We start from the raw sequence: 25,413 nt of genomic DNA on the forward strand, positions 1-25,413 counted from the left end.
CTCCCGCAATGTATATGAATACATTTTGGTCGCAAGCCGAGCTCGCGCTTCGAATTTCATCCAAACTCACAATTTCTGACGAGCGATTACCATTATTATAATTTATTAGTTTAATTTTATTGATAGTTATTTAAATTAAGCAAACTTCTCGTGCGCTTACTTTAGATAAGTATCACACACACATATGGCAGAATTTAATCGAAGCAAGCCGCACGTAAACGTTGGTACTATTGGCCACGTTGACCACGGCAAGACCACTTTGACAGCCGCGATTTTGAACTCCCTTCATCTCGCCGGAAACATCGTCAAGTTGAAAAAAGTTGACGAAATTGACTCAGCTCCTGAAGAAAAGGCTCGCGGAATTACTATTGCCCTTTCTCACAACGAATACGAGACAGCAAATAGACACTACGCGCACATCGACGCTCCAGGTCACGCTGACTACATCAAGAACATGATCACCGGTGCCGCTCAAATGGACGGTGCTATTCTCGTGGTTGCTGCAACTGATGGAGTTATGCCTCAGACTCGCGAACACGTGTTGCTCGCAAAGCAAGTCGGAGTGCCAAAAATTATCATTTTCCTCAATAAGGTAGACATGGTAGAAGACAAGGATCTTGTTGATTTGGTTGAAGAAGAAGTTCGAGAACTTTTGACCAAGCAAGGTTTTGATGGAAAAGGAGCTCCTGTTATTCGCGGATCAGCCTTGAAGGCTCTTGAGGCCACTGATGTTAACAACGAATGGGTCAAGAAAATTCTTGAATTGACCGCAGCTCTTGATACCTACATTCCAGTTCCAGTTCGCGATACCGACAAGCCATTCCTTATGCCAATCGAAGACATTTTCTCAATCGAAGGCCGAGGAACTGTAGTTACCGGAAGAATCGAACGAGGAATTATCAAAGTCGGTGAAGAAGTTGAAATTGTTGGTATCAAACCAACAGCTAAGACGACTGTTACCGGTATTGAAATGTTCAACAAATCTCTCTCAGAAGGTATGGCCGGAGATAACGCCGGAATTCTTCTTCGAGGAACCAAGAAAGAAGATGTGCACCGAGGGCAGGTTTTGGCCAAGTCTGGTTCAGTAACCCCTCACACCGATTTCGAAGCTGAAATTTACGTTTTGAAGAAAGAAGAAGGTGGACGACACACACCATTTTTCTCTGGATACAAGCCACAATTTTACATTCGAACTACTGACGTTACTGGAGATGTGACTCTTCCTGATAAAGTAGAAATGGTTATGCCAGGAGATACCATTACCTTCAAAGTTAAATTGGTAGCCCCAGTTGCCCTAGAAGAGAAGACACGTTTTGCCATCCGAGAAGGAGGTAAGACTGTCGGAGCCGGAGTGGTCACGAAGATTGTCGCGTAAAAGAGAAGGGTATAGGGTTGAGGGTCTAGACCGAATTCGGAAAACTAAACCCTAAAACCTAAACCCTAAAACCTATTCAAATGCCAACCAAACCTACAACAGAAAAAACCGTAACTAAGCCAAAGGCCGTTTCGAAATCCCGCGCCAAGGCTTCTTCCACCACTCCAAAAAAGGATGTTGTGCAGAAACTTCGCATTCGAGTTCGAGCCTATGAACATAAAATTCTTGACGCTTCAGTCAAGCAGATTATTGACACCGCGCTCCGATTCGATGCTTCAATCTTGGGTCCGATTCCGCTTCCAACCGAAATTAAAAAATACACGGTCAATCGCTCCGCTTTCGTCTACAAAAACGCACGAGAACAATTTGAGATGCGAGTGCACAAGCGCTTGATCGATATCGTCAACCCAAACGCAAAAATTATTGAATCTCTCACCAATCTTTCTCTGCCAAGTGGCGTAAATATTGATGTGAAGATGATCTAACAAAAATGGCTCCCGAACGGGAGCCATTTTTGTTAGACGCTAATTCCTGCCTACCCATTCAAACAAATCGGAATGACTGCCGATGTCGACAATACTTAGAAGCCTTTTCTCTTCGTGAATTTTGTAAATAAGTAACAAGTCATTCTTGATATGGCACTCAAAACAATCCGCATACTCCCCGTGAAGGGTATGGTTTTGATGTCTTGCTTCCAATGATTTTCCCGTGGCTAAAGTTCGAATTACGTCAGATACAGAGCGTTCATCAAACTGACCAGATTTACTTAATCTTTTTAGCGATTTTCGACTTTTTCGCGAGAAAGAAATTTCAAACATGAATTATTTTTCTTTTAGAATATCGGAGAATGCCTCCTCAACAGTTTTATAGCGCTTGCCATTTTTGAGCATGTCATCTATCTCTTTTCTGTAAATATGCCCATACCGCAACTTGTGTTCCACGGGGGTCACCGCTGAAAAGGGAATAGATTGGGTTGTGATCACTTGTTCCAAAAATAGTTTTACTCCAGAAGAAATATCAAGCCCCAGATTCTCAAGTGTCTTCTTGGCTTTCCTTTTGGTTTTCTCATCGATGCGAATTTGTAGTGTAGTCATAAGTCTAGTATATACAATGTCATTACATTGTCAACACAAGATAGATGGTCTTTTGACTTTATCGTAATTGCGCATATAGTTTCTTACAGAAAAAGATTCCGTCAGTTCACTGAAACCAAACCTGTTCTTATTATGAATCGACAAAGATTGCCGTCATACAAGCTTGTCTCAGCCCAAGCGCCACGACCACTTGCCCAGGCCTTGAACGAGGCGGGAATTCAGATCATCGACCGACGAAAGGTTGCCGCTCACAAACGCGAATATCGCAAGAAGGTCTGCGTTGAATTTTGCCGATACACCCGCTCACAGGCAGTCGAAGATTTTCTCGGACCCTTCCTGTGTTTCGCCGCCGTCCTTTGGTGTTTTTGGTTTAGAGCTGACTCGTGGATTTTGCGGCCAAGTCCATTCTGGGCAGTTCCGATTGGTCTCATTCTTTCGGCGGGCTTCGCACTAATTCAAGCTCCCAGCCAACGCCGGAGCTTTGAAAAAGGCCGTCGGCGAGATGCCCGTTTTATAGAGTGGCAAGAAACTCCTCTCGAGGAATTTTACCGAGCTCCCCAGGAGGCACGCCGAATCTACGAGAGGGTGAGCAAGCTGTTACCCGGTGTCACCGCAACGGTTCACTGGCTCTACACAGACCCTTTTCTTGAAGTTGCGAGTGGTGATGAATCATACTTCATTCTTCACTGGGACGAATAAGCTGATTCTCCCACGCGTTGATTTTCAGAGTCTATCCACCCGGGTAGACTTTTTCTTTGACTTTTTTCACGGGGTTTGCTACTCTTCTTCAACTGTTATCCCAGTAGCAGAAATCAGAATTTCGCTACGGGACATGCCTACGGATGTTATTCAGGCACAGGAACCAACAGCCTTGAGCTGTGTTCATAAAATGAAATTTATACTCGGAGCAAAATTACATATGGCCCAGGTTTGGGACGAGAATGGTCAGGTACATCCTGTTACCGTTGTTGCCGTTGGTTCAAACGTGGTGACCGCAGTTAAGACCAAGGAGAAGGATGGCTATGTCGCGTTGCAGGTTGGTATTGGCGAGAAAAATCCAAAAAATATCAACAAGGCAGAAAAAGGTCATCTTAAGGAACTTGGAAATTTTTCAACCCTCAAAGAATTTCGACTTGATACGGTAGGAGAAGCAAAGGTTGGAGATAAAATTGAAGCTACGATTTTTAAAGCCGGAGACGCCGTAGTCATTTCAGCAATTTCAAAAGGAAAAGGTTTCCAAGGAGGTGTTAAGCGACACGGTTTCCACGGAGGCCGCCGAACTCACGGTCAAAAACACTCTGAACGAGAACCAGGAGGCATCGGAGGTGGAGGACGAGCCGGAGGCCGCGTGGCGAAAGGAATTCGTATGGCCGGGCGCATGGGTAGCGATCGAGTTACCATCAAGGGTTTGAAGATTGTTCAGGTTGATCCAGCCAATAGTTTTATTTTAGTTGGCGGACCAATTCCGGGACATCGAGGGACGATCGTAGAGATACGAGAAAGTTAAAAGTTATCAAGTTCGTCAAGTTTATCAAGTCAGAGAAAACTTTATGAACTTTACAAACTTTAAGAACTTGATGAACTAAATCACATGGAAACAACAATTTACAATCAAAACGGAAAAGAAAATGGCTCAATGAAATTGCCTGAGAGCATTTTCGGTTTGCCTTGGAATGCTGACCTCGTGCACCAAGTGTATGTTTCAATGCAAGCCAATCTCCGCAATCCAGTTGCACACGTCAAAGATCGTGGGGAAGTACGCGGAGGAGGAAAGAAACCTTGGAGACAAAAAGGTACTGGACGCGCCCGACACGGATCAAGCCGATCACCAATCTGGGTTGGTGGAGGTGTTACTCATGGACCAACGAAGGATAAGATTTTTGCCCGAAAGATAAATAAAGTCATGAAGGCCAAGGCGCTCAAAGTTTTGCTTTCCAAGAAATTTAAGGAAAATGAAGTATTATTTGTTGATAGTCTTTCTTTGAAAGCTTCAAAAACCAAGGAGGCGAAAGCAGTTTTGGCAAACCTCGCAGGCATCAAGGGTTTTGAATACTTGACCAAGAAAACCAAAAACGCCCTTTTCTTGGCGCTTCCTAAAAAAGATATTGCACTTGAAAGAGGTTTTTCAAATTTTAACAACATGTCCTTTGGTGAAATTCGAAACTTGAATGTTTTGGATTTGATGAATGCTAAACATTTGGTGATTGTCGATCCAAAAGAATCTTTGACCTTTCTAACATCTAAGAACTAATTACTATTCCAATGGCCACCCTTAATTCAAAAAAGAATATCGTCACTGCAAAGCCTAAAGCTGCTAAAAAATCGGTTGCCAAAACTTCAACAAAAAGTTTGGCCGTGGTTTCTGCTGCGCCTACGATGATCTCAACGGGCGTGATTGTGAAGCCTCGAGTTACCGAGAAGGCTAGTCAACTTTCTGGAAACGGCGATCGAATGGTTTACGTTTTTGAAGTAACTGCTTCAGCTAACAAGCAAAATATTAAAGCGGCAATTCAGGCATTGTACAAAGTAGTTCCAGAAAAAGTGGCTGTTCTCCGAGTTCCTTCCAAAAAATCTTTTGTACGAGGAAGAGTTTCGAAAGGTAAGACGGGCCGCAAAGCCTATGTCTATTTGAAAAAAGGCGAAAAGATCGAAATTATATAAGAAGGGTATAGGGGTAAGGGTTTAGTCTAAATTCGGAAAACTAAAACCTAAACCCTCCACCCTAAACCCTAGATTTTATGAAATCATACAAACCCACATCAAAATCCCGCCGTCACATGACAACCATTTCGTATGGTGACATTTTGACTACCTCAGAACCAAGGAAGGCTTTGACCTCAGGTTTCAAGCGACATGTTGGACGAAATAATCGCGGACGTTTGACTACTCGACACAAAGGAGGTGGCCACAAACGATTGTACCGAGAAATTGATTTTATTTTTGATAAAAAAGAAATTCCAGCAGTTGTTGAAACTGTTGAATATGATCCAAACCGCACGGGCTTCATTAGTCTCGTTTGTTACAAAGATGGTGAACGCCGATACGTGTTACTTCCAAAATCTGTAAAAGTTGGCGACACCTTTCTCGTTTCAGAGAACGCACCGCTTAAACCTGGTAATCGATTGCCTTTGAAGAAAATTCCCGTTGGTACTTTTGTCTACAACCTAGAGCTTAAGCCAGCTGGTGGAGCTAAGGTTGGCCGTTCTGCAGGAAATTACGCCGAGGTAATTGCACAAGATGCGGGTTACACTCACATCAAAATGCCTTCAACCGAAGTTCGAAAAATTGTTGAAACCGCTTGGGCTTCTGTTGGTGAAGTTTCAAATGATGAAAACCGCTTGGTAAATATTGGCAAGGCAGGACGTTCACGATGGCTCGGCATTCGACCAACCGTTCGAGGTTCAGCTCAAAACCCAGTTGACCACCCATACGGAGGAGGTGAAGGTAGACAGGGCCGAGGATTGCGATTTGCGAAGACTCGTTGGGGTAAGCACGTCGGCAAGGGTCAGAAATCACGAACTCCAAAGAAATATTCAAACGTCTTTATTGTCTCTCGAAGAAAAGTAGGAAAAGGAAAGAAGAGTAGTTTGTAGAAAATAGTTGGTAGTTTTTAGAAAAGATAAAATCCCCCGAATCGCGAAGCGATTCGGGGGATTGCGTTTTGCTAACTGAAGGGGTGCTTTAAGTGTTCAAACACTTTATAAGTTTTCCACCACATCGGTAATTTTTGCAGTAGAAAAATGAGGCAACCCACCAATGCGATCACAGCTACTATTGCAAAACTGTCTAAGAATTCCTCAGTACGTTTTTTCATAGAGGCATGAGCTTTATAACTACCTACAACCATAGCACAAGCACTTCAAGATCAAAAGGATTTGGTTTTAAGAAAAATCCCGATTCGCATACGTGTAACCGTTGGCGAATCGAGATCAGGTTTTTGAAAAATATCGGCAGGCAAAAGCGATAGGGAAGAATAAGATTACGAGGCCGAGGCCAAAAATTTCCTCAAAGGGAGTTTGGAAGAACTGAAAATAGGCTTGGCACTTCCACCGGAAAAGAAACAAGCCCGCTAGAAGACAGAAGCTTAAAAGCCCCATTCCGAGAGAAATTGTGCTCAAGCCTCGGAGGACGAAAGGTTTATTCATCGTAGAATCTTTCACTATTCTTGACCCACCTTAGTGTTTAGGGCCCTAAGAGTCAAGCCTCGGTTGACTTTATTGTTCCTTCTGTTAGGATAGTAGCCACGCTCTTAACGGGGCTTGTTTAATTTTAAGCCAGCATTTAATGACCCGATCAGTTGCAAAAGGACCATACGTTGACCCGCGTCTTCTCAAAAAGATTGCCGGAAAAAGACCAGAACAATCTGCGCCTATTAAAACGTGGTCACGAGACAGTCAGATCGCTCCTGAAATGGTAGGTTTTAAATTTTTAGTGCACAACGGTAAGGATCACCCAGAAGTTTTTGTAACAGAAGACATGGTAGGACATCGACTAGGTGAATTTTCATTAACTCGCAAGTTTATTAAGCACGGAGGTAAGATGCAGAAAGATATTGAAACCAAAGCCAAAGAAGGTGAGGTTGCTGCCGCTCAAGCCGCTAAAGCTGCCGTTGCTGATAAGAAATAATTTTTATGATTACCGCGCAACTCAACACATACAGACAATCCCCTCGAAAAGTTCGATTGGTTTCTGATTTGGTAAAAGGCAAAGGTGTTGTTGAAGCACTTCTACTCTTGTCTGTCACGACAAAAGAGGCGGCTGGCCCACTCCACAAGTTGATTACCAGCGCGGTGAAGAACGCTAAGAACTCTTTTAATATCGAAGAAAAAAATTTGTTTGTAAAAGAATTTCGTGTTGATGCCGGAGCGGTTTTGAAACGAAGTATGCCAAGAGCTCGCGGAAGCGCGTTTCCAATTTTGAAACGAACGAGCCATATTAAGCTTGTTCTTGGGGAACGAGAAGGAGGCGAAAAATTGAAAACGAAAAGTGTAAAACACACAGAGGATTCAAAGAAAGAGAAGCACAATCATTAATTTTAAATTTTTCATTTTTACTTTTACATTATTTTATGTCCCACACCGTTCACCCATACTCACATAGACTTGGAATCATCCGCGACTGGAAAAGCCGCTGGTTTTCTCTTGATAGTAAGTACAAAGAATTTCTCCGTTGCGACATTACGGTTCGAGAATTTTTGGAAAAACGATTGCGTGGTATGTATGTCAGTGGCGTAGATCTTGAACGAAGTCAAAAAACTTTTCGAGTTGTTATTAAAACCTCACGCCCAGGTATGATCATCGGCAAGAGTGGGGAAGGCTCGGTCAAACTGAGAAATGAAATTCTTAAAGTGTTGCATCGCGCCAAAGTTTTGACGACCCAAGAATTGAAGCTTGATATTGAAGAAGTTCGCTCTCCAGAATCCAATTCCGCTATTGTCGCTCAGATGGTTGCCGAAGGCTTGGAAAAGCGTATGCCATTCCGCCGCGTGATGAAGCAAACCATTGAAAAAGTGATGGCCAACCGCGACGTCAAAGGAGTCAAAATTTATCTCGGAGGCCGTTTGGGAGGAGCTGATATGGCGCGTTCAGAAGAATTGAAAAAAGGTCAGATTCCACTCCAGACTTTCCGCGCCGACATTGATTTCGCTCGTGAGAAAGCCCACATGACATACGGAGACATCGGAATTAAAGTTTGGATTTACAAAGGGGAAGTTTTTGATAAGGAGAAGAAATAGTAAGAAGGGTATAGGGGTTAGGGTATAATCTGAAAATTTCAGAAAACTCAACCCTAAACCCTCCACCCTAAACCCTACATTTATGTTGTTACCAAAAAAAGTTAAATACAGAAAGTGGCATACCAGCCGACGCAACGATAAGCGTCCGTGGGTTGAAACTCGTGGCACCGAACTCTCTTTCGGTTCTTTCGGTTTGAAAGCCATGTCTTCATTCCGTGTTGAATCAAAACAACTTGAGGCCGCTCGAAAAGTTTTGGCTCGTTCTGCGGGCAAAGCCGGCAAGATTTGGATCCGCATTTTCCCTGACCGACCGTTTACACAAAAGGCTGCTGAAGTAGGAATGGGTAAGGGGAAAGGAGATCCCCAAGGTTACTGTGTACAAGTTAAACCAGGAAGAATGATTTTTGAACTTGATGGAGTAGAAAGTGTTGGCGCAAAAGAGGCGCTCCGCAAGGCTGGTACCAAATTGCCACTCAAAACCAAAATTATCAGTCGAGAAGCATAATCCCATGAAAGAATTTAAAGGAAAACCGGCTGATGAGTTGGAAAAAATTTTGGCAGAGAAACGTGAGGCGCTTCGAGTTTTTCGTTTTGAGGCTGCAAGTGGCAAAAATAAGAATGTGAAAGCGGGAAGAGAATTGCGAACCAGTATTGCCCAGATTTTAACCGAGATGCGTTCTCAGAAAGTTAATTAATCAAGCCCGATAGACAACAGTATCTTTTTAGGTTAGTATCACTTTTCAATAACAAGCATTACGATGAAACAAGCCAACGAACAACAGAAAAAAACAGGTGGAAAAATGCTCCGAGGCAAGGTGGTTTCAGTGAAAATGAAAGACACCATTGTTGTTGCCGTTGATAGTTTTGTAAAACACCCAAAATACGAGAAATACATTCAGATCACCAAGAGATACAAGGCTCATGATGTCGGTAATACCAAAGCGCTCGGGGAGGTTATCGACATTGTCGAATGTAGGCCCTTGTCGAAAGATAAACATTTTAAAGTAGCATAAAACCATGATTCAGCCACGATCAATTGTCACCATCGCTGATAACTCCGGAGCAAAAGTCGGAAGAATTTTTAAAGTGCTTGGAGGTTCAATGAAACACTACGCAGAACTCGGCGAGATCGTCGTGCTTTCAGTGCAAAAAGCTGAACCTCGAAAATCTGTCAAGAAGAAAGATGTGCTTCACGCGGTGGTAGTCAGACAGAGAAAAGCCTACCGACGTAAAGACGGTTCATACATCCGTTTTGACGAAAACGCCGTGGTGATTTTGGAAAAAGGAAAGAAAGAGCCGATTGCTGGTCGCGTGTTCGGTCCAATCCCACGTGAAATTGCCGATGCTGGTTTCCAGACTATCGCTTCACGGGCGCCGGAAATAGTCTAAGAAGCTGTAAGCTGACAGCTAATAGCTTTAAGCTTTTAAATTCAATGAAAATTAAACAAAAAGACAACGTAATCATAATTGCTGGCAAAGATAAGGGTAAAACCGGCAAGATTACCCGTGTGTTTCCAAAGAAAGACATGGTTTTGATTGCAGGATTTAATCTCAAGAAAAAACACCAGCGCGCTCGAAAATCTGGTGAGAAAGGACAGATTATTGACCGACCAATGCCGATTCATGTTTCCAACGTCATGATTGTTGATCCAGATACCGCAAGGCCTGTTAAGACTGGCCGCAAGCTTGTCGGTGAACGATTTGTCAGAATTAACAGAAAGAGTGGGAAGGAGATTTAGGAAGCTTTAAGCTTGTAGCTTACAGCTGTAAGCTTTAAATAAAATGAAAACAACACGAGAAAAAGAAAAAGAAATATTCGGATCTCTCAAACAAGAGTTTGGTTATACAAACATCATGCAAGTTCCTCGACTCGTGAAAATCATGCTCTCCTCAGGCATCGGTTCTTTTAAAGATAAGAAAAAAATTGAAATTGTGAAGGATCGTTTGGCAAAAATTTCCGGCCAGAAACTTTCAGTCAAGGGTGCCAAAAAATCTATAGCATCTTTTAAAGTTCGCCAAAATGATCCTGTCGGAACTCAGACCACCCTTCGCGGCGCTCGCATGTACGATTTCTTGGACAAGCTTCTCAACATCGCTCTTCCTCGAACCAAAGACTTTCGTGGGCTCACCAAATCTTCAATCGATGAAATGGGAAACATCAGTATTGGTCTGAAAGAACACACTATTTTTCCTGAAACTACTGACGAAGAATTGAAAGATGTGTTCGGTATTGGCGTCACTGTCGTTACCACTGCTAAAAATAAGAAGGAGGCAGCGGTATTCTTTGAGAAGCTAGGCTTTCCATTTAAGAAAGACGAAAAGGCAAAATAATTAAAAACCGTCCAGTACTCTGGGCGGTTTTGCTATCTTGAAAAGATTCCCTTAAGGACTATTTTGTAACAGCGAGCGCAGAGATGGAGCTTTCGACATTTTCCACGTCTATCCGGCGGACTCCAAAGAATGGCGCCGAGTTCCATGAGCTCGTTCTGACACTTGTCACATTTTGGTTGAATTGCCATACTAAATTCAGTGTTGCGCCCCGTACCAATATTTCCATTAGTTACAATACTTTACTATAAGGGTAGGGGTCAAATCCGGTTGACTTTATAGGGCTCTCTTGTTAACATGGTTCGGAAGCTCGTACGGAGCTTTTTACTTTCATAACGATGGCAAAAACATCAGTAATCGCAAGGTCACAAAAGAAACCTAAATTCAGTACTCGTATTGTCCGACGCTGCTTTCGCTGTGGAAGAAAGCACGGGTACATGAGAGATTTTGGTTTGTGCCGCATTTGTTTTAGAGAATATGCCAATGAAGGTATGATTCCGGGCATTAAGAAGTCATCGTGGTAATTTGATCTAGCTTCACCGTTTATGGTATCAACCGATTCAATAGGAGACATGATTGTTAGAATTAGAAACGCTTCGGCTACAAACAAAAGCCAAGTGGTTTTCCCGTTGTCTAAAAATATTTTGGCTGTTGCTCAGGCTCTTGAACGTGTTGGGTATTTGGATCTCATTTCAAAAAAGGGTAAAAAGACTCACCGACAGATTGAAGCCAACTTAGTCTACGTCGGCGGCAAACCTAAATTTAAAGGCGCTCGCCGAATTTCTAATGTTTCAAAGCGCGTCTACAAAAAAATTAAAAATGTTTCTCCAATTAAAAGTGGTTACGGCAGTCTTATCATGTCGACCCCTAAAGGTATTTTGACAGACAAGGAGGCGAGAAAAGAAAATGTCGGAGGAGAAGCGTTGTTTCAAATATGGTAGTCGTAAACGGATAAATATTTTAAATTTATGTCAAGAATCGGAAAAAAACCAATAACCATTACTGCAGGAACAACCGCTACTATTTCCGGTAATTCTTTGACCGTGAAAGGACCACTCGGTACACTCACGAGAGATTTCAAACCAACTATCGCTGTTGAGGTTGTTGATGGCACATTGCAATTTACACCAAAAAAGAAAGATGGTGGAACACTCGCACTTTGGGGAACCTATGCCTCTCACGCGGCCAACATGATCAAGGGCGTCAATACTCTTTTCCAAAAGAAACTTATCATTGAAGGAATTGGTTTTAAAGCAGAAGTGAAGGGCGAAGAGCTTGTCCTTAACCTTGGTTTTTCACATCAAGTTAAAGTAAAAATTCCAAAAACTCTTACGGTAAAATCAGAAAAAGGAGTCGTTTCAATTTCAGGAATTAATACTGAAGAGGTTGGTCAGTTTGCCGCCGCTATCCGAGACTTGAAGAAACCTGAACCGTATAAAGGAAAGGGAATTCGATACGACAATGAAGTTATCCGCAGGAAGCAAGGTAAGAAGACAGCATAAAGAAGTTTATAAAGTTTCAAGTTTATAAAGTTCATCAAGCAAAAATGCAAATTACTTTATAACTTTAAGAACTTTATAACTTGATGAACTAAAGCAAATGGACAAAAATAAAATTAAAATTGAAAAGAGAACTCGCCGACACAAAAAGATTCGTTCTAGAGTTTCTGGAACGGCGGCTGTTCCTCGACTCTCAGTGTTCCGATCAAATTCATACGTCTACGCTCAGCTTATCGATGACGAAAATCAGAAAACTTTGGCTTCAGTTTCATCAATGGTTGCTGAAAAAGGCAAATCTACTTTAAATAAAACAGCGGCGTCACTCGAAGCGGGAAAAACTTTGGCGAAAGAGGCTTTGGCTAAAAAAATTAAGAAAGTTGTTTTTGACCGAGGTGGTTTCATTTACACCGGAAGAATAAAGGCCTTGGCTGACGGCGCAAGGGAAGGAGGTTTAGATTTTTAATTTTTTATGGAAAATAACACACCACAACCAATAACAACTCCAGTAGCAACTCCAGTAGCCGCCATGGCCGCTCCAGTTTCAGCTATTCCTCGCGATAACAAAGGAGGTCAGACCCAGAATCGCGGACGATTTTCAGGTGGCGCTCGACCGGATCGCAAAAAAGGCCCTCGAGAAGAGCGCGTTCGTTCAGAATTTGATTCTAAAATGCTTGCTATCAGACGCGTTACTCGTGTGGCTTCTGGAGGCCGACGTTTTAGTTTCAGTGTCGCTTTGGTGCTTGGAAATAAAAAGGGTTCAGTTGGCGTGGGTACTGGCAAAGCAGGAGATACTTCTCTTGCTATCGACAAAGCCACTAAGAACGCTAAGAAACATTTGTTAAAATTGTCCCTTTCAAAAACTAACTCAATTCCCTACGAAGTTCGCACCAAATACTCAAGCGCTCGAGTGCTCATCATGCCAGCTCCTCGTCGAGGATTGATTGCGGGAAGCGCCCTCCGAGATGTTTTGGAGTTGGCTGGCGTTCGAGATGTTGCTGGTAAAATTTTCTCTGGTAGTAAAAATAAATTGAACATTGCTCGTGCCACTATCAAAGCGTTGGGAGAATTTGCGACTCCAATCAAGAAGACTGCTGATGTGGTTGTGGTCACTAAAGATATTGTTCCTGAAACTTTGGCCGCTGAAGAAACACTGGCTAAAATAATTTAAAATTTATGCAGAGCAACACATTACAAAGAGTTCACCCTAACAAACGCAGCATTCAAGTTGGTCGCGGTTCTAAACGCGGAAAGACTTCTGGACGTGGAGGTAAGGGACAGACAGCGCGCGCCGGACACAAAGTTCGACCAGAACTTCGAGACATGATTAAGCGCGTTCCGAAACTTCGCGGACGAGGAAAAAATATTTTCCAATCTTTCCAATCGCGAGCGCTTCCTGTGAACTTGGATCTTTTAGAGAAACATTTTGGAGCAGGGGAGACTATTAATCCTGAAACGCTGGCCACCAAAGGTCTCATTGAAATGAGAAAAGGAGATACTGTAAAAGTAAAAATTCTTGGAACAGGGGAGATCACAAAAAAATTTACAATCTCAGGGTGCGCCGTCTCAGCTTCTGCTCGAACGAAAGTGGAGAAGGCGGGAGGGACGATAGCGTAAATACGAAATACAAATTAGTACAAAAGTACAAATTGTAAACATTCGTATATTCGTAAAGATTTGTATTTAGTATTTTATGAACAATTTTTTCAACAAAATCAAATTAGTTTTTCAAGATCGTCTTTTGCGAAAGAAGGTTTTGTTTATTTTAGTTTTATTGATAGTTTTCAGACTCTTGGCCGCTATTCCAATTCCGGGTATTGATTCGCTCAAGCTTCATGCGCTTTTGGCTGGTAACCAGTTTCTAGGTTTGCTCGATGTCTTTTCTGGTGGAGGACTTGGCAATCTTTCAATCGTCATGCTCGGCGTTGGTCCATACATCACCGGTTCAATCATCATGCAACTTATGACCATGATGTCTCCACGACTTAAGGCGCTCTATCAAGAGGAAGGGGAAGCGGGTAAATTAAAATTTGCACAGTACACCAGAATGATTGCCGTGCCACTCGCTATCCTGCAAGCTTTCAGCTTTCTTATTTTGCTTGAGAGACAAGGTGTTTTGGGTGACCTAACCCTTTTCGCTCGCTTGGTGAATGTGATTGTAGTTACCGGGGGTGCTATGCTTCTTATGTGGCTTGGAGAGCTGATGACCGAATTTGGTATTGGTAACGGACTTTCACTCATTATCTTTGCCGGTATCGTGGCTCGTCTCCCAACGGTTATTAGTCAAACTTTGGTCAACTTTGATGTGGCTCAGATTCCACTCTACTTAGGATTTGTGGTAGCCGCCGCACTTATTGTGTTGGGTGTGGTGATTGTCACTGAAGCTGAACGACCGATTCCTATTACCTATGCAAAACGAGTTCGCGGTAACAAAGTGTACGGCGGTGTTTCAACCTACCTCCCATTGCGCGTTAATCAGGCTGGAGTAATTCCAATCATTTTCGCTCTTTCAATTCTTCTTTTCCCTCAACTTATTTTTAACTTCCTCTCGAACGTTGCTAATCCAACAGTTAAAAGCATTTCTACCTTTGTGCTCGGATTGATTTCCAATCAGTTGTTTTACGCCTCTGCTTACTTTATTTTGGTTTTCTTGTTCACCTATTTTTATACGGCTGTTACGTTTGACCCGGATTCAATTTCAACCAACCTTCAGAAAAGCGGCGCCTTTATTCCCGGCGTTCGTCCAGGTCAGGCTACCTCAGAGTACATTTCAAAAGTCTTGACCCGCATTACGCTTGTTGGTGCGCTCTTCCTCGGTGTCATTGCAGTCTTGCCGCTCGCCGTTAAGGCGTTTACTGGTATTGCTTCGCTTGCTATCGGAGGTACAGCGCTTCTCATTGTGGTTTCAGTGGTTCTCGATCTCGTTAAAAAGGTGGAGGCTCAGCTCTCAATGCGGGAGTATTAAAAGGAAGAATCAGGATTTAAGACCTGCCTGCCGGCAGGCAGGTTCACGAATCAAGAATAAGAAAAAACTGTACGATATATCGTACAGTTTTTTACAAAAAAATCGCCCAGATTTATGCCTGGGCGATGAGAAAGCAAGGTCAATTTCTTGGCTCGTCAATTTCCGCAAGCTTTTTTCTCAGTTCATGCTGTGCGTGAAATTTCTGTTGCCCAAGCCAGTCGCGTAAAGTGAACGATGTAGGCAGTTTGTGCAAGGTCGCCCAGTTCCACTCAAACGCCAGGATGAAGCAAACTTCTCCGAGCATTTCCGAACCGGTGAAACTATCACCTACGCTCACGTTGTCGAGGATGATTTTTTTCCGCCAAAAAATCCAATGCCTGACGATTTTACTGCCAACCTCAAGGAGTTCATTGCCATCCTTGTCTAGTAGGAAGTGGTATCGAGACCAGTTGCGGTCGGTCCCTTTTTCGAGGAGCTCCAGAGTAATTCCCTCTACCCTCACGTTCTCGATTGTCGGCCTGATTTCCAAGCCGCCATTTCGTTCGTGGACTTTTTCAATATAGCCGGTGAGCCAGGGGAATTGTTTTAGGACGGTATTTGTCGATAGGGTGTTCATCTTTTATCTGTGCGGTGTAGACGCTCATAGGTTCCAATGACCCAGTTTTTAGTCTGGTTTTGTTGATTCTCAATCTGCCCTCATTCCGAGAACGGGAAGAGCCAGTTGAGAAGAACGACTAAAAATCAAACTATCACATTCATAGTGGAATGTCAAACGATGTATAGCAAATTTTCAGCTTTAGCCAGCAATCCAGTCCTTATAGCTCGAGACAATAGTATCTGCAACTTTTTCAAGACTATTTTCATTGGTGTTTATCACGAGGTCGAATTTAGTTTTGTCGGTGTGGTCAATGTTATAGTATTCTGTATATCTTTTTTTCTCACTATTTAATCTCTGGATTATTTTTTCGTAAACTTCTTCAGGGGTTTTGGCATCTTCACTTTGCTGGCGCAGCGGATTCTCTGTAATATTTTTTAAGATTCTACCCTTGGCTATCTCCGGCGGAAGTTCAAGGTACACTTTGAAAGAATTCGGAATAAAGTGAAAGGCCATGCGAGCATCAATAACACTTTTTTCTGTTTCTCCCGCCTTCGTTAATTCTTCGTCCACTCTCAAATCTATACTTTTATCTTCCTCCTCTTTTTTAGAAAGCTCATTCAATGAAATGCCCATCTCAAGCGCAATTTTTCGAGTAAAGTCTCCAGCAGAAAAACGTTTAAATCCAAGTTTTTTTGCAACTAGATCAGCAGTGCTTGATTTACCACTACCGAGTGTGCCGGTTATCGATATGATCTTCTTTTTTAGCATATGTCAGACAATTAAAACATATTTTTCATACAAATGAAAATTTTGATTTTTAGCCGTAAATTAGCTATTCTTAAGCCATGCAAGGCAATACATTCGTATTTTTTGGTATCGCTGGTTCAGGTAAGGGAACTCAGGTTAAACTCCTGCAGGATTTTTTGAAGGCTCGATTTAATCGGGAGGTGGTGTACGCATATCCGGGTAACGAGTATCGAAAAATCATCGAGTCAAAAACGTTGACAGGCTCTTTGGTTGTTACGACGCTTAACGCCGGCGGATTGCAACCTGATTTTTTGACCAATTCTATTTTTACCAATTTGCTCATTCGCGATCTTACAGACGAAAAAGATCTTATTGCCGATGGGTATCCGAGAACGATCGCCCAATCAGAGTGCCTCGATGAGGTGGTAAAATTTTACAAAAGAAAAAACGTAAAACTTATCTACATTGAATTGAGTCGTGAGGAAGCCATGAAGCGAAATTTATTACGTGGCAGGCATGATGATACCAAAGAGGGAATCGAAAAAAGGTTTGATGAGTACGTTAACAAGGTTATTCCAGCCATGAATTATTTTAAGAATAAAGAAAATTACGAAACCTTTACGATTAACGGTGAGCAGTCTATCGAAAGTGTGCATGCAGACATCATTAAAGCTTTACGTTTTTAAATATGAAAAATCCCATTATTATTTCTCTCGGCGGCTCGCTGATCGTGCCAGGTGAGCTCGATGTCAATTTCCTAAAGTCTTTCAGTGAGCTTATCAAGGCTCAGGTTGCACTCGGAAAAAAATTTGTGATTATTGCGGGAGGTGGTAAGACCTGTCGCCGATATCAGGATGCCGCAGTAAAAATCGTTTCTCCGAGTAAAGATGACTTGGATTGGATTGGTATTTCCGCTACCAAAATTAACGCCGAGCTCATTCGGGTGGTTTTTGCCGATCTTGCCCACGCTTCAGTTATTGTTGATGATGGTGTATTACCTAACGTACAAACTTCGATTGCTATTGGAGCGGGAAGAGTGCCAGGACACAGCAGTGATTACGACGCTGTTCTTTTGGCGAGCGAGTCTGAAGCGTACTCGATTATTAATTTATCCAATATTGATTATTTGTACGACAAAGATCCTAAGAGATTTCCGGATGCTAAAAAACTTGAAAAAATTTCGTGGAGCGATTTCGGAAAAATTTTTCCAGAAGCTGAGTGGTCTCCGGGCGGCAATTGGCCGTTTGATCCGGTTGCCGCAAAAGAGGCTCAGAAACTCGGTCTTGAAGTGGTAATTATGAACGGTGCCAATTTGGATAATTTGAAAAACTATTTTGAGGGAAAATCTTTTGTTGGGACGACCATAAGATAAATTCGAAGCACTAATTTCGAAATTCGAAACGAACCCCGAAAATTTAAATGTTTAAAATTTTTTAAATTAGAATTTAGATATTGTTTCGGATTTCGTGCTTAGGATTTCGGATTTTAACTTTTTATGAATATTACAATTAAAACTCCAGAAGAAATTGCGATTTTACGCGAGGGTGGGAAACGTCTCGCGGAGATTTTGCATGCACTGGCCGCCGAAGTTCATCCGGGACAAACTGCACTCGCGTTGAACGCACTTGCCGAAAAATTGGTCAAGGAAGGCGGAGACAAATCTGCATTTCTTAATTACAAACCCTACGGCGCCAACCGTCCTTACCCAGCTTCGTTGTGTGTTTCGATTAACGATGAGATTGTTCACGGTATTCCAAATGAATCGTCTAAAATTTTGAAAGAAGGTGACATCGTGTCACTTGATATGGGTCTTGTTCACAAGGGATTATTCACCGATATGGCGGTGACCGTCGCCGTGGGGAAAATTGATGCGTCGGCCAAAAAACTTTTGTCAGTGACGGAAAGCGCGTTGGCGGAAGGCATTGCAAAAGCGCGAGCCGGTAGTCGCGTGGGAGAAATTAGTTTTGCCATTGAAAGTTACATTAAATCGGCCGGCAATTACGGCATTGTGGAAGAGCTTGCAGGACACGGCGTTGGCTACAAAGTGCACGAAGATCCCTATGTGCCAAACTACGGTAAGCGGACATCCGGGCCTGTTTTAAAGCCCTGTATGGTGCTTGCCATTGAACCCATGGTCAATGAGGGAGGCAAGCAGGTTCTTCTCGCACCGGACGGTTACACCTACAGAACAGCGGATGGCAAACGAAGTGCCCACTTTGAAAAAACAATTGTCATTACAGATGGAGAGGCGGAAATTTTAACTCAGTAAAGGTTTTATGGAGAATCAAGAAGAACAGCTCAAATTAAAAATTCAAGAACTTCTTGGTGAAGAAATTGCAGACTTCTCGTTAAAAGGAAAAGGCTACTGCAACGATGTCTATTACGCTCGAACTCGCAAGAGCGCCAAATATAGTATCAAAAAAGAAAGAACTGACGCCGGGGCTTCCAAGCAAGAAAACGATCTTTCTGTTGAAGCTGCTCTATTGCGATTATTACAAAATCTCGACTTATCTATCCCTACGCCACGGGTGATTTTTGTTTCTGAGAATCCTAAAATGTTTGCCTATGAATACATCGAGGGCGAAATGCTTTTGGGTTTATGGTCACTTTTTTCAGAGGAAGAAAAGATCAACACCTGTCGCGCGTTAGGATTTTTTCACGCAGAACTTGGCAAGAAAGTTACCAAGGAGATGCTGGAGCCAATGAATATCCAGATCAATATGTCTTCCGACCTTCACCCTGAAGTTTCTGCTGATTTTGGTCGATTGATTCTCGACCCCGATGTCCCTGAGGAATTTAAAATTCTGGCGAAGGAGGCCAAAGTGATTTTCGACAGGACTCAAGATAAACAATTCTTTCAGTTTCTTCATAATGATTCACACCACGAAAATATTCTCATTAAAGAAAAAAAAATTTCCGGAATTATTGATTTTGGCGCCGCAGAATTTGGCGAGGTGGCCAAAGAATTTTCTCGATACATCAGGGATTTCCCGGATTATTTCCAATACATCGTTTCTGCCTACGAAGAAAAATCCGGTAACAAACTTTCCTACGAGCGACTTGTCAGTTTTGCTTTTTTGAACGATTTTGTGGATGTAATTGCAAACCACAGGAAAGGAGCTGTCGATCGAATAAAAGCAGAAAGTTCTTTGGCTACTTACCAAAGATTGTTGCACCGAGGTGTTGTTAATTAGCTTCTCTCTCGCTGATTGCTCTTTTGAGAGAGGGGGAGTACAATTTCCAGATATAAACTAATTTAAAACTATGGATAATCCAGCTCCGGAAAAGAAGCCTCCAGTCATTGAAACACCACCTTTCGACATTGACGTTGCCATGAAGAACGCTAAGTTTGTGCAGTATTTAAACGAGATTCCTGGTATTGAGAACAGTCTCGATGATGTTGACGCTATTAAGCAACGATTTGAAACATTTCAAAAGAAAGATACAGTTTCAAGAGGATTGCAGGAGTTTTTCAAACAACAATTCGAATTAGAAACGGAGAATAAACTTTCTCCTACCGAGCTCGCATCAGTTGCTAAATTTATTGAAGATCAGGTAAAAAATAACCCTGAATTGATCAGCGAGTTTGAGGGACAATTGACCAGAATTAAAAACGGCCCGGCTGAAATTGCGGCACTTGAGAAGCAGGTGGCCGATGTGGCTAATGTTGACTTGAAAAATTTGCAAGATGAGCACGGAGAATTGCTAAAAAGACAGGCTGATTTGAAGGAAAAAGCTTCGGACGCTATAGAAACAAGGGGTGATACATGGCGTGGTATTTTAGAGAAACAGGAAAAATTTCCATTTCTCGCAAAATTTGCAGGCAAATCTTTGGACAAACGACAAAAATCTTTTGAAAATGAACTTAAGGATATTGACGAAGATATACAGGCTAATCTAGAGGCCCAAAAAGAAGCTGGAGCTACAAAAGTAGCGCTTGCCGAGGCAAAGGAGCGTTATGCGTCAATGCGTCAGGAAATTCTCCGAAACACTCCACTCGCTGGAGAGATTACTAGAATTGCTCAGGCAAAAGCTCAGGAAAAATTAAAGAGTCTCATTGATCCGAAGGCTGGACTAGAGAAAATTGAACAAGGCAGAAAATATCTTGAAAAGTTAATTGCCAGCAGAGATTCCGAATCGGGCTCTGGGGCAGATTACCTTAACGGTGAGACAGAAGAGACGGTCAGACAAAGAATTGATACGGCGGTAGAGGGAGTTATTACTGGTAAAATAGTTGAAACCGTTAAGAAATTGAATTTTAGTGACGGAGCCTCGGAAAAGCTCGCTAAATCTCTCGAGAAATTTGCAGAAAAAGTAGGCGCTAAAGATCAAGGCGAATCACGAGCTTTTGTTGTGAATATTTTGGAGGGTATATTGGCTGGCAAGGACGGTGTTGAGGCAGAGAAAGGCCCGAAAAGACTTTTAATTAAGCGTCTCATTATTAATCTCACAAAATAATTTATGGCCGACATTGATACAGAAAAATTGGAAGAGCTTTTAGCTCAAAAGAAAGGCAAGGAAGCGGCTGAGCTCTTGAAAAACTTTTTCGACAATATTTCTGAAGAGCAAAAAGGAGCGGCGTATGCTGAGTATGCCCTAATTCACATGAAGGTCATGAATGCTATTGATGATGAGTATAAGGAGTACCTCAAAGACGTTTTAGCAAAACTTCAAATGCTCAAGTCAGCTGAAAGTAAGACTACGGATATGATTAAGCTTAAGCAGGCACGAGTGAGTTTGAGCTAATACCGAAAACGCCCCAATCTGCCGCCGCGGATTGGGGCGTTTTCACTATCACTATCTTCAGAAAATAGGGTATAATTTCTCCTATATGGAAAATCGATCTCTGGGCGTTGAGACCAAACAGTTTAGTTCTCCTGAAGATGAACTGAAATTTTTGCGTGAGGAAGTTTCTCGGCATCAAGTTGAAGCCAAAAAAGTTGGAACAGAACAAGCTCCTGATGTGGCTGCGAGTAGGGTACTTAAAGAATATGCCGCCAAACCTGTAGAAAAAGTGTTAGCACCTAATTATGCTTTGGAGCAGGTGCACAAGGAAGCCATTGTTCTCGAACTTTCTCCGGAAGAGCATGATAAAAAAATTGAAGAACTGATTGCTGTGCTTGAAGAGAAAGGCATAAAAAACACTCTGAGTATTATTCAAAAACTCGGGGATTTTCACCTGGAAGATGATTTTCATCGATTTTTAGTTCAGTATGTTAAAGCAGGGTTTGTGATCAAAGGTTTGCAGGAAAAAACCCCGCTTGCAAAGGCTTTTCATAGCACGCTCTATGAAATCAGTTTGCCTGAACTTTCAAAAGAAGATGGAGAAAAAGAATTAAAGGACCTGATTGCTGGCATGGAGCAATTTTACGCCGGCATGATGAGCGTTTCGCCTGACGGCAAATCGAACAGTGACTCATTCAGTGTGGAAATTGCTAATGCCAACGGTAGTGAAGAATTTATTTTTTATGTTTCAGTGCCCGATAGTAAGCGCGCGCTTTTTGAAAAGCAGATTATGTCGATTTTTCATAACGCTAAAATCAAGGAAGCCAAAAATGATTATAATATATTTAATGAATCCGGTGTTTCGATTGCTTCACAGGCATATTCTGGAAGAAAGCCGGTGTTTCCACTTAAAACTTATGAGGAATTTACTGTTGATCCTCTAAACGTACTGCTCAACGGTTTTTCAAAAATCAAAAAGCATGGTGAAGGCGCCGCAGTGCAAATGGTTTTTCGCCCAGCTCCACACATGTACCTCGAAAAATATCGAGAAGCTTTGCAGAAATTACAGAAAGGTTCATCGGTTTCGCGTGCCACCGACATTCGCATGACTATCTTCGGCGCTATTATGAAGGAGGCTAAAGATATCATTACCAATCGAGACGCCAAACAGCTGAAGAAAAAGGAAAACCGCTCAACTAACCCGCAACTCGATGATGTGGCAATTGAACAGGTGAAGAATAAAGTGAGCAGTCCGATGCTTTTGACTTCGATTCGGGTTGTCGCCTCGGCAGAAAATGACGCTCGAGCCGAAGCTATTTTGAGTGATCTTGAAGCGGCATTCAATCAATTTGAAAACACTCACGGTAATAAACTTTCTTTCAGACAGATTAAAAATAAATCGAAGCTCACGGAATTTTTGCACGCTTTTTCTTTTAGAATTTTTGGAGACGATGATGCCGTGCCACTTAATCTCAAAGAGGTGACGACCATGATGCACTTCCCGTCGAGTCGTATCCAGTCGAGTCCGCAGTTAAAACATGCGAAAGCAGGCTCAGCCGCCGCGCCGCTCGACCTCCCACACGAAGGAGTGATACTGGGCGTCAACCGCGACCGCTCGGTTGAGACTAAGGTGTTCATGACCAAGGAAGATCGTTTACGTCATTTTTACGTCATTGGGCAAACCGGAACTGGTAAAACCACGCTTTTGAAAAACATGATCGTGCAGGATATTCAAAATGGGGAAGGGGTTTGTATGATTGATCCCCACGGCGCCGATATTCAGGATATTTTGGCTTCTATTCCGCCGAACCGCTACGAAGATTTAATTTACTTTGATCCGAGCAACACCGCGCGTCCGATGGCGCTTAACATGCTTGAGTACGATTTGAGATTTCCTGAACAGAAAACCTTCGTGGTCAACGAAATGTTAAGCATTTTCAATAAACTGTTTGATATGAAAACGGCGGGAGGTCCGATGTTCGAACAGTATTTCCGCAACGCCGTTCTCTTAACGATTGAAGACCCAGAGTCAGGCAACACCCTTCTCGATGTTTCTCGCGTGCTTGCCAACAAAACCTTTCGTGAAATGAAATTGGCCAAGTGTAATAATCCAATCGTTACCCAGTTTTGGCGCGAAGTGGCGGATAAAGCGGGTGGGGAAGCGTCACTGGCCAACATCGTGCCCTACATCGTTTCCAAATTCGACAACTTTTTGGCGAACGACATCATGCGTCCGATTATCGCCCAAGAAAAATCCAGTTTCAATTTCCGCGAAATTATGGATAACAAAAAAATTCTTTTGGTTAATTTGGCCAAAGGCAGACTGGGAGATATCAACGCCAACCTCATTGGTCTTATTTTAGTCGGCAAGATTTTAATGGCGGCGTTGTCGCGGGTTGATTCATACGGAAAAGATTTGCCGCCGTTTTATCTCTATATCGACGAATTCCAAAATATTACGACTGATTCAATTGCCACGATTCTTTCCGAGGCTCGCAAGTACAAACTCTCGCTTCATGTCGCTCACCAGTTCATCGCCCAACTTGAGGATGAGATTAAAGACGCAGTGTTTGGCAACGTCGGTTCTTTGGCCGTGTTTCGGGTTGGATCTGAGGACGCGGAATTTTTGGCTAAACAGTTGGAACCGGTTTTTACAGAGCACGATATCGTCAATTTGGACAACCGCAATGCGTATTTGAAACTTTTGGTAAATGGACGTCCTGTGAAGCCCTTCAATATTGAAACCATGGCGCCGCCAGTCGGCAATCGAGATAACATCGAGAAACTGAAAGAACTTTCCTATTTGAAATTCGGCCGCGATCGAGAAGAGGTAGAAGCGGAGATTATGAAAAAATACCAAAAGTAGTTCAAAAGTTTTGAAGTTAAAAAGTTTAAAGTTAAAATCATGTCCGAAAAATTCCCAGAACCAAATCAAAAACAATCTGATAGTTTGAGAGATACGTTGAAGAAGGGTGTGGCGCTAGGCGCAGTTGCTGTGGCGGTTCTTTCTGCGGAAGGCTGTTCTCCAGACGATAAGAATGATGCGTCAAAGACTTCAGACAATCCAAGCCATACTCGCGTTGAAACGCGTAATGCTGGTGGCCGATTGGCGGAACAGCATAAACAACTCAGTGAGCGTAATGCGCATATCAATAAAATGATTTTGGATAATGAACAAGCCGTAGCTAAGGGAGCAGAACTCTCCAGCAATGTTTTTCTTCAAGGTTATTATCAATTACTAAACAAGGGATATGTGGATGCTGCCGACGCCGCTCTTTTTCAGGAAGGGATGAAAATGAGGGTGCTCGAATTGGCTCAGAAGAAAGGAATCAGTGTGGATGTATCAAAAAATTTTAAAATAGAAATTGTGGGAGGTTTGGTTCCAACTGCCGCTACGGTAAACGGTACCTCTATTCCGATTGTTGATTCAGATTACACACCGAGAGAGCGGGAACTTTTAGATATGCAAAGTGGTCTACGTCATCAGCCGGCCACTAAAGAAGCAAACTCTGAATCAAAACCTGTTCGTTCATCTCCAGATTTTGATGGTAAGAATGTAGATTTTTAATCATATATCAAGGGTTAAGTATAAGAATATGTCTGAAATGTTTCCAGAACCAAATTCGCTTGATTCTCTAGAGGGGGTATCAAAACAAGAAATCATTCAAGTTAGGCCACAAGCAGAGAAAGAAAAAGATACTTCCGTAGCTCAGGATAGTTTATTGGCTCGCGAGCGTGATAAGGAAAAAATTAGGAAGGTCAGAAGCAGTTTAAATCCCAACCAAAACCCATCTGATTCGATAGTGGCCACTACGGATGCAATAAGGAATGAAGAGGCTTTAGAAAAAATAGATAAACCTGTTGTTGAGTTGACGCCTGAAAAATGGGAAAAGTATAAAAAACTTCGCTTGAGGGGTTTCGAGACTGATGCGGCGGCGTGGGGAACATCTGTGCGCAAAGAACCCGAGCAAGGTGAAGCCTACTGGCGAGAAAAATTAGGTGATCCTAGTATAAAAATGTTTGGTATTGAGCAAAATGGAGAGATTGTGGCAATGGCAGGGTTACAAGAAAAACCTGTTGGTCGGTTTCTATTAAGACGAGTGTATACCATTCCAGAAATGGCAGGACGAGGTTTTAGCAAGACTTTAATTACTAAAGTTTTTGATGAAGCAAAAATGCGTGGCGCAAAAAACATCGAGCTTGATGTTATTGAAGATGCATTACCGGCTATAGGCTTATACAAAAAGATGGGATTCGAAGAGTTTGATGGGAAAAAAGGAGAAAAAGGCGACGGTCAAGTTCATACCCAAATTTTGATGAGAAAGAATTTTGAATAATTTTTAATGAGAAT

The 25,413-nt window shown here is 42.5% G+C and carries 36 protein-coding genes; 32 read left to right on the plus strand and 4 right to left on the minus strand.

Going from position 1 to position 25,413, the window contains the following annotated elements; genetic code table 11:
* The first annotated feature begins 184 nt into the window (after positions 1-184).
* Positions 185-1,375: an elongation factor Tu gene (gene tuf / locus V4467_02020; GenBank protein MES2087749.1), complete on the plus strand. Its 1,191-nt coding sequence runs from the start codon at positions 185-187 to the stop codon at positions 1,373-1,375.
* A 179-nt stretch (positions 1,376-1,554) separates the two neighbouring features.
* Positions 1,555-1,860 (plus strand): 30S ribosomal protein S10, encoded by a 306-nt coding sequence (rpsJ, locus tag V4467_02025; GenBank protein ID MES2087750.1) that lies wholly within the window; start codon positions 1,555-1,557, stop codon positions 1,858-1,860.
* Positions 1,861-1,899: 39 nt separating this feature from the next.
* Here the strand turns inward: rpsJ and V4467_02030 are convergent, their stop codons facing one another.
* Both V4467_02030 and V4467_02035 read right to left on the minus strand, forming a co-directional pair.
* The gene (locus tag V4467_02030) at positions 1,900-2,193 is read right to left on the minus strand and encodes a type II toxin-antitoxin system mRNA interferase toxin, RelE/StbE family (GenBank protein ID MES2087751.1); all 294 of its coding nucleotides are present in this window, start codon (positions 2,191-2,193) and stop codon (positions 1,900-1,902) included.
* A 3-nt stretch (positions 2,194-2,196) separates the two neighbouring features.
* On the minus strand, positions 2,197-2,469 hold the full coding sequence (locus V4467_02035; GenBank protein ID MES2087752.1) for a type II toxin-antitoxin system RelB/DinJ family antitoxin: 273 nt from the start codon (positions 2,467-2,469) through the stop codon (positions 2,197-2,199).
* A 132-nt stretch (positions 2,470-2,601) separates the two neighbouring features.
* Between V4467_02035 and V4467_02040 the strand changes: the two genes are divergently transcribed.
* From V4467_02040 to secY, 21 genes are all read left to right on the plus strand, one after another.
* On the plus strand, positions 2,602-3,168 hold the full coding sequence (locus V4467_02040) for a hypothetical protein (protein ID MES2087753.1): 567 nt from the start codon (positions 2,602-2,604) through the stop codon (positions 3,166-3,168).
* Between the two features lie 133 nt (positions 3,169-3,301).
* On the plus strand, positions 3,302-3,976 hold the full coding sequence (rplC, locus tag V4467_02045; protein ID MES2087754.1) for a 50S ribosomal protein L3: 675 nt from the start codon (positions 3,302-3,304) through the stop codon (positions 3,974-3,976).
* An 84-nt stretch (positions 3,977-4,060) separates the two neighbouring features.
* Entirely contained in the window at positions 4,061-4,720 is a 660-nt protein-coding gene (gene rplD, locus V4467_02050; protein MES2087755.1) for a 50S ribosomal protein L4, read from the plus strand.
* 11 nt (positions 4,721-4,731) lie between these two features.
* The gene (locus V4467_02055) at positions 4,732-5,130 is read left to right on the plus strand and encodes a 50S ribosomal protein L23 (protein ID MES2087756.1); all 399 of its coding nucleotides are present in this window, start codon (positions 4,732-4,734) and stop codon (positions 5,128-5,130) included.
* A gap of 77 nt (positions 5,131-5,207) precedes the next feature.
* Positions 5,208-6,062 carry a 50S ribosomal protein L2 gene (gene rplB / locus V4467_02060; GenBank protein MES2087757.1) on the plus strand — a complete coding sequence of 285 codons (855 nt, stop codon included), beginning with the start codon at positions 5,208-5,210 and terminating at the stop codon, positions 6,060-6,062.
* Between the two features lie 691 nt (positions 6,063-6,753).
* Positions 6,754-7,095, plus strand: coding sequence for a 30S ribosomal protein S19 (gene rpsS, locus V4467_02065; GenBank protein ID MES2087758.1), 342 nt, complete (start codon positions 6,754-6,756; stop codon positions 7,093-7,095).
* Positions 7,096-7,100: 5 nt separating this feature from the next.
* The gene (gene rplV / locus V4467_02070; protein MES2087759.1) at positions 7,101-7,502 is read left to right on the plus strand and encodes a 50S ribosomal protein L22; all 402 of its coding nucleotides are present in this window, start codon (positions 7,101-7,103) and stop codon (positions 7,500-7,502) included.
* A gap of 35 nt (positions 7,503-7,537) precedes the next feature.
* The gene (gene rpsC / locus V4467_02075; GenBank protein ID MES2087760.1) at positions 7,538-8,203 is read left to right on the plus strand and encodes a 30S ribosomal protein S3; all 666 of its coding nucleotides are present in this window, start codon (positions 7,538-7,540) and stop codon (positions 8,201-8,203) included.
* Positions 8,204-8,285: 82 nt separating this feature from the next.
* Positions 8,286-8,708 (plus strand): 50S ribosomal protein L16, encoded by a 423-nt coding sequence (gene rplP, locus V4467_02080; GenBank protein ID MES2087761.1) that lies wholly within the window; start codon positions 8,286-8,288, stop codon positions 8,706-8,708.
* Positions 8,709-8,712: 4 nt separating this feature from the next.
* Complete coding sequence (gene rpmC, locus V4467_02085; GenBank protein ID MES2087762.1) at positions 8,713-8,898, plus strand: 50S ribosomal protein L29; 186 nt, start codon at positions 8,713-8,715, stop codon at positions 8,896-8,898.
* A 63-nt stretch (positions 8,899-8,961) separates the two neighbouring features.
* Complete coding sequence (gene rpsQ / locus V4467_02090) at positions 8,962-9,216, plus strand: 30S ribosomal protein S17 (GenBank protein ID MES2087763.1); 255 nt, start codon at positions 8,962-8,964, stop codon at positions 9,214-9,216.
* Positions 9,217-9,220: 4 nt separating this feature from the next.
* Entirely contained in the window at positions 9,221-9,592 is a 372-nt protein-coding gene (gene rplN / locus V4467_02095) for a 50S ribosomal protein L14 (GenBank protein MES2087764.1), read from the plus strand.
* Positions 9,593-9,636: 44 nt separating this feature from the next.
* The gene (rplX, locus tag V4467_02100; GenBank protein ID MES2087765.1) at positions 9,637-9,942 is read left to right on the plus strand and encodes a 50S ribosomal protein L24; all 306 of its coding nucleotides are present in this window, start codon (positions 9,637-9,639) and stop codon (positions 9,940-9,942) included.
* 43 nt (positions 9,943-9,985) lie between these two features.
* A complete protein-coding gene (gene rplE / locus V4467_02105) occupies positions 9,986-10,534 on the plus strand; it encodes a 50S ribosomal protein L5 (protein ID MES2087766.1) in 549 nt (182 codons plus the stop codon).
* Positions 10,535-10,869: 335 nt separating this feature from the next.
* Positions 10,870-11,055 carry a type Z 30S ribosomal protein S14 gene (locus tag V4467_02110; protein MES2087767.1) on the plus strand — a complete coding sequence of 62 codons (186 nt, stop codon included), beginning with the start codon at positions 10,870-10,872 and terminating at the stop codon, positions 11,053-11,055.
* A 21-nt stretch (positions 11,056-11,076) separates the two neighbouring features.
* Positions 11,077-11,472, plus strand: a complete 396-nt coding sequence (gene rpsH, locus V4467_02115) for a 30S ribosomal protein S8 (GenBank protein ID MES2087768.1) — start codon at positions 11,077-11,079, stop codon at positions 11,470-11,472.
* 27 nt (positions 11,473-11,499) lie between these two features.
* Positions 11,500-12,033: a 50S ribosomal protein L6 gene (gene rplF, locus V4467_02120; protein MES2087769.1), complete on the plus strand. Its 534-nt coding sequence runs from the start codon at positions 11,500-11,502 to the stop codon at positions 12,031-12,033.
* 97 nt (positions 12,034-12,130) lie between these two features.
* The gene (rplR, locus tag V4467_02125; protein ID MES2087770.1) at positions 12,131-12,493 is read left to right on the plus strand and encodes a 50S ribosomal protein L18; all 363 of its coding nucleotides are present in this window, start codon (positions 12,131-12,133) and stop codon (positions 12,491-12,493) included.
* Between the two features lie 6 nt (positions 12,494-12,499).
* Complete coding sequence (locus tag V4467_02130; protein MES2087771.1) at positions 12,500-13,198, plus strand: 30S ribosomal protein S5; 699 nt, start codon at positions 12,500-12,502, stop codon at positions 13,196-13,198.
* Positions 13,199-13,203: 5 nt separating this feature from the next.
* Positions 13,204-13,644, plus strand: a complete 441-nt coding sequence (gene rplO / locus V4467_02135; protein ID MES2087772.1) for a 50S ribosomal protein L15 — start codon at positions 13,204-13,206, stop codon at positions 13,642-13,644.
* Positions 13,645-13,720: 76 nt separating this feature from the next.
* The gene (gene secY / locus V4467_02140; GenBank protein ID MES2087773.1) at positions 13,721-14,992 is read left to right on the plus strand and encodes a preprotein translocase subunit SecY; all 1,272 of its coding nucleotides are present in this window, start codon (positions 13,721-13,723) and stop codon (positions 14,990-14,992) included.
* A 139-nt stretch (positions 14,993-15,131) separates the two neighbouring features.
* On the opposite strand, the gene V4467_02145 is transcribed toward secY, so the two are convergent.
* Both V4467_02145 and V4467_02150 read right to left on the minus strand, forming a co-directional pair.
* Positions 15,132-15,608: a hypothetical protein gene (locus V4467_02145; GenBank protein ID MES2087774.1), complete on the minus strand. Its 477-nt coding sequence runs from the start codon at positions 15,606-15,608 to the stop codon at positions 15,132-15,134.
* A gap of 180 nt (positions 15,609-15,788) precedes the next feature.
* Positions 15,789-16,358 (minus strand): AAA family ATPase, encoded by a 570-nt coding sequence (locus V4467_02150; GenBank protein MES2087775.1) that lies wholly within the window; start codon positions 16,356-16,358, stop codon positions 15,789-15,791.
* Between the two features lie 77 nt (positions 16,359-16,435).
* Here V4467_02150 and V4467_02155 point away from each other — a divergent pair, with 77 nt between their 5' ends.
* The 9 genes from V4467_02155 (at position 16,436) to V4467_02195 (ending at position 25,399) form a co-directional block, all read left to right on the plus strand.
* Entirely contained in the window at positions 16,436-17,023 is a 588-nt protein-coding gene (locus V4467_02155) for a nucleoside monophosphate kinase (protein MES2087776.1), read from the plus strand.
* 2 nt (positions 17,024-17,025) lie between these two features.
* Positions 17,026-17,709: a UMP kinase gene (gene pyrH, locus V4467_02160; protein MES2087777.1), complete on the plus strand. Its 684-nt coding sequence runs from the start codon at positions 17,026-17,028 to the stop codon at positions 17,707-17,709.
* Positions 17,710-17,832: 123 nt separating this feature from the next.
* Positions 17,833-18,606, plus strand: a complete 774-nt coding sequence (map, locus tag V4467_02165) for a type I methionyl aminopeptidase (protein MES2087778.1) — start codon at positions 17,833-17,835, stop codon at positions 18,604-18,606.
* 7 nt (positions 18,607-18,613) lie between these two features.
* Complete coding sequence (locus V4467_02170; protein ID MES2087779.1) at positions 18,614-19,531, plus strand: phosphotransferase; 918 nt, start codon at positions 18,614-18,616, stop codon at positions 19,529-19,531.
* A gap of 70 nt (positions 19,532-19,601) precedes the next feature.
* Positions 19,602-20,795: a hypothetical protein gene (locus V4467_02175; protein ID MES2087780.1), complete on the plus strand. Its 1,194-nt coding sequence runs from the start codon at positions 19,602-19,604 to the stop codon at positions 20,793-20,795.
* Positions 20,796-20,798: 3 nt separating this feature from the next.
* On the plus strand, positions 20,799-21,083 hold the full coding sequence (locus tag V4467_02180; protein MES2087781.1) for a hypothetical protein: 285 nt from the start codon (positions 20,799-20,801) through the stop codon (positions 21,081-21,083).
* Positions 21,084-21,168: 85 nt separating this feature from the next.
* Positions 21,169-23,928, plus strand: a complete 2,760-nt coding sequence (locus V4467_02185) for a DUF87 domain-containing protein (GenBank protein ID MES2087782.1) — start codon at positions 21,169-21,171, stop codon at positions 23,926-23,928.
* 39 nt (positions 23,929-23,967) lie between these two features.
* The gene (locus V4467_02190) at positions 23,968-24,630 is read left to right on the plus strand and encodes a hypothetical protein (protein ID MES2087783.1); all 663 of its coding nucleotides are present in this window, start codon (positions 23,968-23,970) and stop codon (positions 24,628-24,630) included.
* A gap of 28 nt (positions 24,631-24,658) precedes the next feature.
* On the plus strand, positions 24,659-25,399 hold the full coding sequence (locus tag V4467_02195; protein ID MES2087784.1) for a GNAT family N-acetyltransferase: 741 nt from the start codon (positions 24,659-24,661) through the stop codon (positions 25,397-25,399).
* Positions 25,400-25,413: the final 14 nt, after the last annotated feature.

Source organism: Patescibacteria group bacterium, from assembly GCA_040390045.1.
Classification (GTDB): Bacteria; Patescibacteriota; Minisyncoccia; order Phycocordibacterales; family SIBU01; genus SIBU01.

Excerpts from the sequence above, each read along its gene's own strand:
- tuf (MES2087749.1), top strand. The coding sequence starts at position 185 with ATGGCAGAATTTAATCGAAGCAAGCCGCACGTAAACGTTGGTACTATT.
- V4467_02030 (MES2087751.1), bottom strand. The coding sequence starts at position 2,193 with ATGTTTGAAATTTCTTTCTCGCGAAAAAGTCGAAAATCGCTAAAAAGA.
- V4467_02035 (MES2087752.1), bottom strand. The coding sequence starts at position 2,469 with ATGACTACACTACAAATTCGCATCGATGAGAAAACCAAAAGGAAAGCC.
- V4467_02040 (MES2087753.1), top strand. The coding sequence starts at position 2,602 with ATGAATCGACAAAGATTGCCGTCATACAAGCTTGTCTCAGCCCAAGCG.
- rplC (MES2087754.1), top strand. The coding sequence starts at position 3,302 with ATGCCTACGGATGTTATTCAGGCACAGGAACCAACAGCCTTGAGCTGT.
- rplD (MES2087755.1), top strand. The coding sequence starts at position 4,061 with ATGGAAACAACAATTTACAATCAAAACGGAAAAGAAAATGGCTCAATG.
- V4467_02055 (MES2087756.1), top strand. The coding sequence starts at position 4,732 with ATGGCCACCCTTAATTCAAAAAAGAATATCGTCACTGCAAAGCCTAAA.
- rplB (MES2087757.1), top strand. The coding sequence starts at position 5,208 with ATGAAATCATACAAACCCACATCAAAATCCCGCCGTCACATGACAACC.
- rpsS (MES2087758.1), top strand. The coding sequence starts at position 6,754 with ATGACCCGATCAGTTGCAAAAGGACCATACGTTGACCCGCGTCTTCTC.
- rplV (MES2087759.1), top strand. The coding sequence starts at position 7,101 with ATGATTACCGCGCAACTCAACACATACAGACAATCCCCTCGAAAAGTT.
- rpsC (MES2087760.1), top strand. The coding sequence starts at position 7,538 with ATGTCCCACACCGTTCACCCATACTCACATAGACTTGGAATCATCCGC.
- rplP (MES2087761.1), top strand. The coding sequence starts at position 8,286 with ATGTTGTTACCAAAAAAAGTTAAATACAGAAAGTGGCATACCAGCCGA.
- rpmC (MES2087762.1), top strand. The coding sequence starts at position 8,713 with ATGAAAGAATTTAAAGGAAAACCGGCTGATGAGTTGGAAAAAATTTTG.
- rpsQ (MES2087763.1), top strand. The coding sequence starts at position 8,962 with ATGAAACAAGCCAACGAACAACAGAAAAAAACAGGTGGAAAAATGCTC.
- rplN (MES2087764.1), top strand. The coding sequence starts at position 9,221 with ATGATTCAGCCACGATCAATTGTCACCATCGCTGATAACTCCGGAGCA.
- rplX (MES2087765.1), top strand. The coding sequence starts at position 9,637 with ATGAAAATTAAACAAAAAGACAACGTAATCATAATTGCTGGCAAAGAT.
- rplE (MES2087766.1), top strand. The coding sequence starts at position 9,986 with ATGAAAACAACACGAGAAAAAGAAAAAGAAATATTCGGATCTCTCAAA.
- V4467_02110 (MES2087767.1), top strand. The coding sequence starts at position 10,870 with ATGGCAAAAACATCAGTAATCGCAAGGTCACAAAAGAAACCTAAATTC.
- rpsH (MES2087768.1), top strand. The coding sequence starts at position 11,077 with ATGGTATCAACCGATTCAATAGGAGACATGATTGTTAGAATTAGAAAC.
- rplF (MES2087769.1), top strand. The coding sequence starts at position 11,500 with ATGTCAAGAATCGGAAAAAAACCAATAACCATTACTGCAGGAACAACC.
- rplR (MES2087770.1), top strand. The coding sequence starts at position 12,131 with ATGGACAAAAATAAAATTAAAATTGAAAAGAGAACTCGCCGACACAAA.
- V4467_02130 (MES2087771.1), top strand. The coding sequence starts at position 12,500 with ATGGAAAATAACACACCACAACCAATAACAACTCCAGTAGCAACTCCA.
- rplO (MES2087772.1), top strand. The coding sequence starts at position 13,204 with ATGCAGAGCAACACATTACAAAGAGTTCACCCTAACAAACGCAGCATT.
- secY (MES2087773.1), top strand. The coding sequence starts at position 13,721 with ATGAACAATTTTTTCAACAAAATCAAATTAGTTTTTCAAGATCGTCTT.
- V4467_02145 (MES2087774.1), bottom strand. The coding sequence starts at position 15,608 with ATGAACACCCTATCGACAAATACCGTCCTAAAACAATTCCCCTGGCTC.
- V4467_02150 (MES2087775.1), bottom strand. The coding sequence starts at position 16,358 with ATGCTAAAAAAGAAGATCATATCGATAACCGGCACACTCGGTAGTGGT.
- V4467_02155 (MES2087776.1), top strand. The coding sequence starts at position 16,436 with ATGCAAGGCAATACATTCGTATTTTTTGGTATCGCTGGTTCAGGTAAG.
- pyrH (MES2087777.1), top strand. The coding sequence starts at position 17,026 with ATGAAAAATCCCATTATTATTTCTCTCGGCGGCTCGCTGATCGTGCCA.
- map (MES2087778.1), top strand. The coding sequence starts at position 17,833 with ATGAATATTACAATTAAAACTCCAGAAGAAATTGCGATTTTACGCGAG.
- V4467_02170 (MES2087779.1), top strand. The coding sequence starts at position 18,614 with ATGGAGAATCAAGAAGAACAGCTCAAATTAAAAATTCAAGAACTTCTT.
- V4467_02175 (MES2087780.1), top strand. The coding sequence starts at position 19,602 with ATGGATAATCCAGCTCCGGAAAAGAAGCCTCCAGTCATTGAAACACCA.
- V4467_02180 (MES2087781.1), top strand. The coding sequence starts at position 20,799 with ATGGCCGACATTGATACAGAAAAATTGGAAGAGCTTTTAGCTCAAAAG.
- V4467_02185 (MES2087782.1), top strand. The coding sequence starts at position 21,169 with ATGGAAAATCGATCTCTGGGCGTTGAGACCAAACAGTTTAGTTCTCCT.
- V4467_02190 (MES2087783.1), top strand. The coding sequence starts at position 23,968 with ATGTCCGAAAAATTCCCAGAACCAAATCAAAAACAATCTGATAGTTTG.
- V4467_02195 (MES2087784.1), top strand. The coding sequence starts at position 24,659 with ATGTCTGAAATGTTTCCAGAACCAAATTCGCTTGATTCTCTAGAGGGG.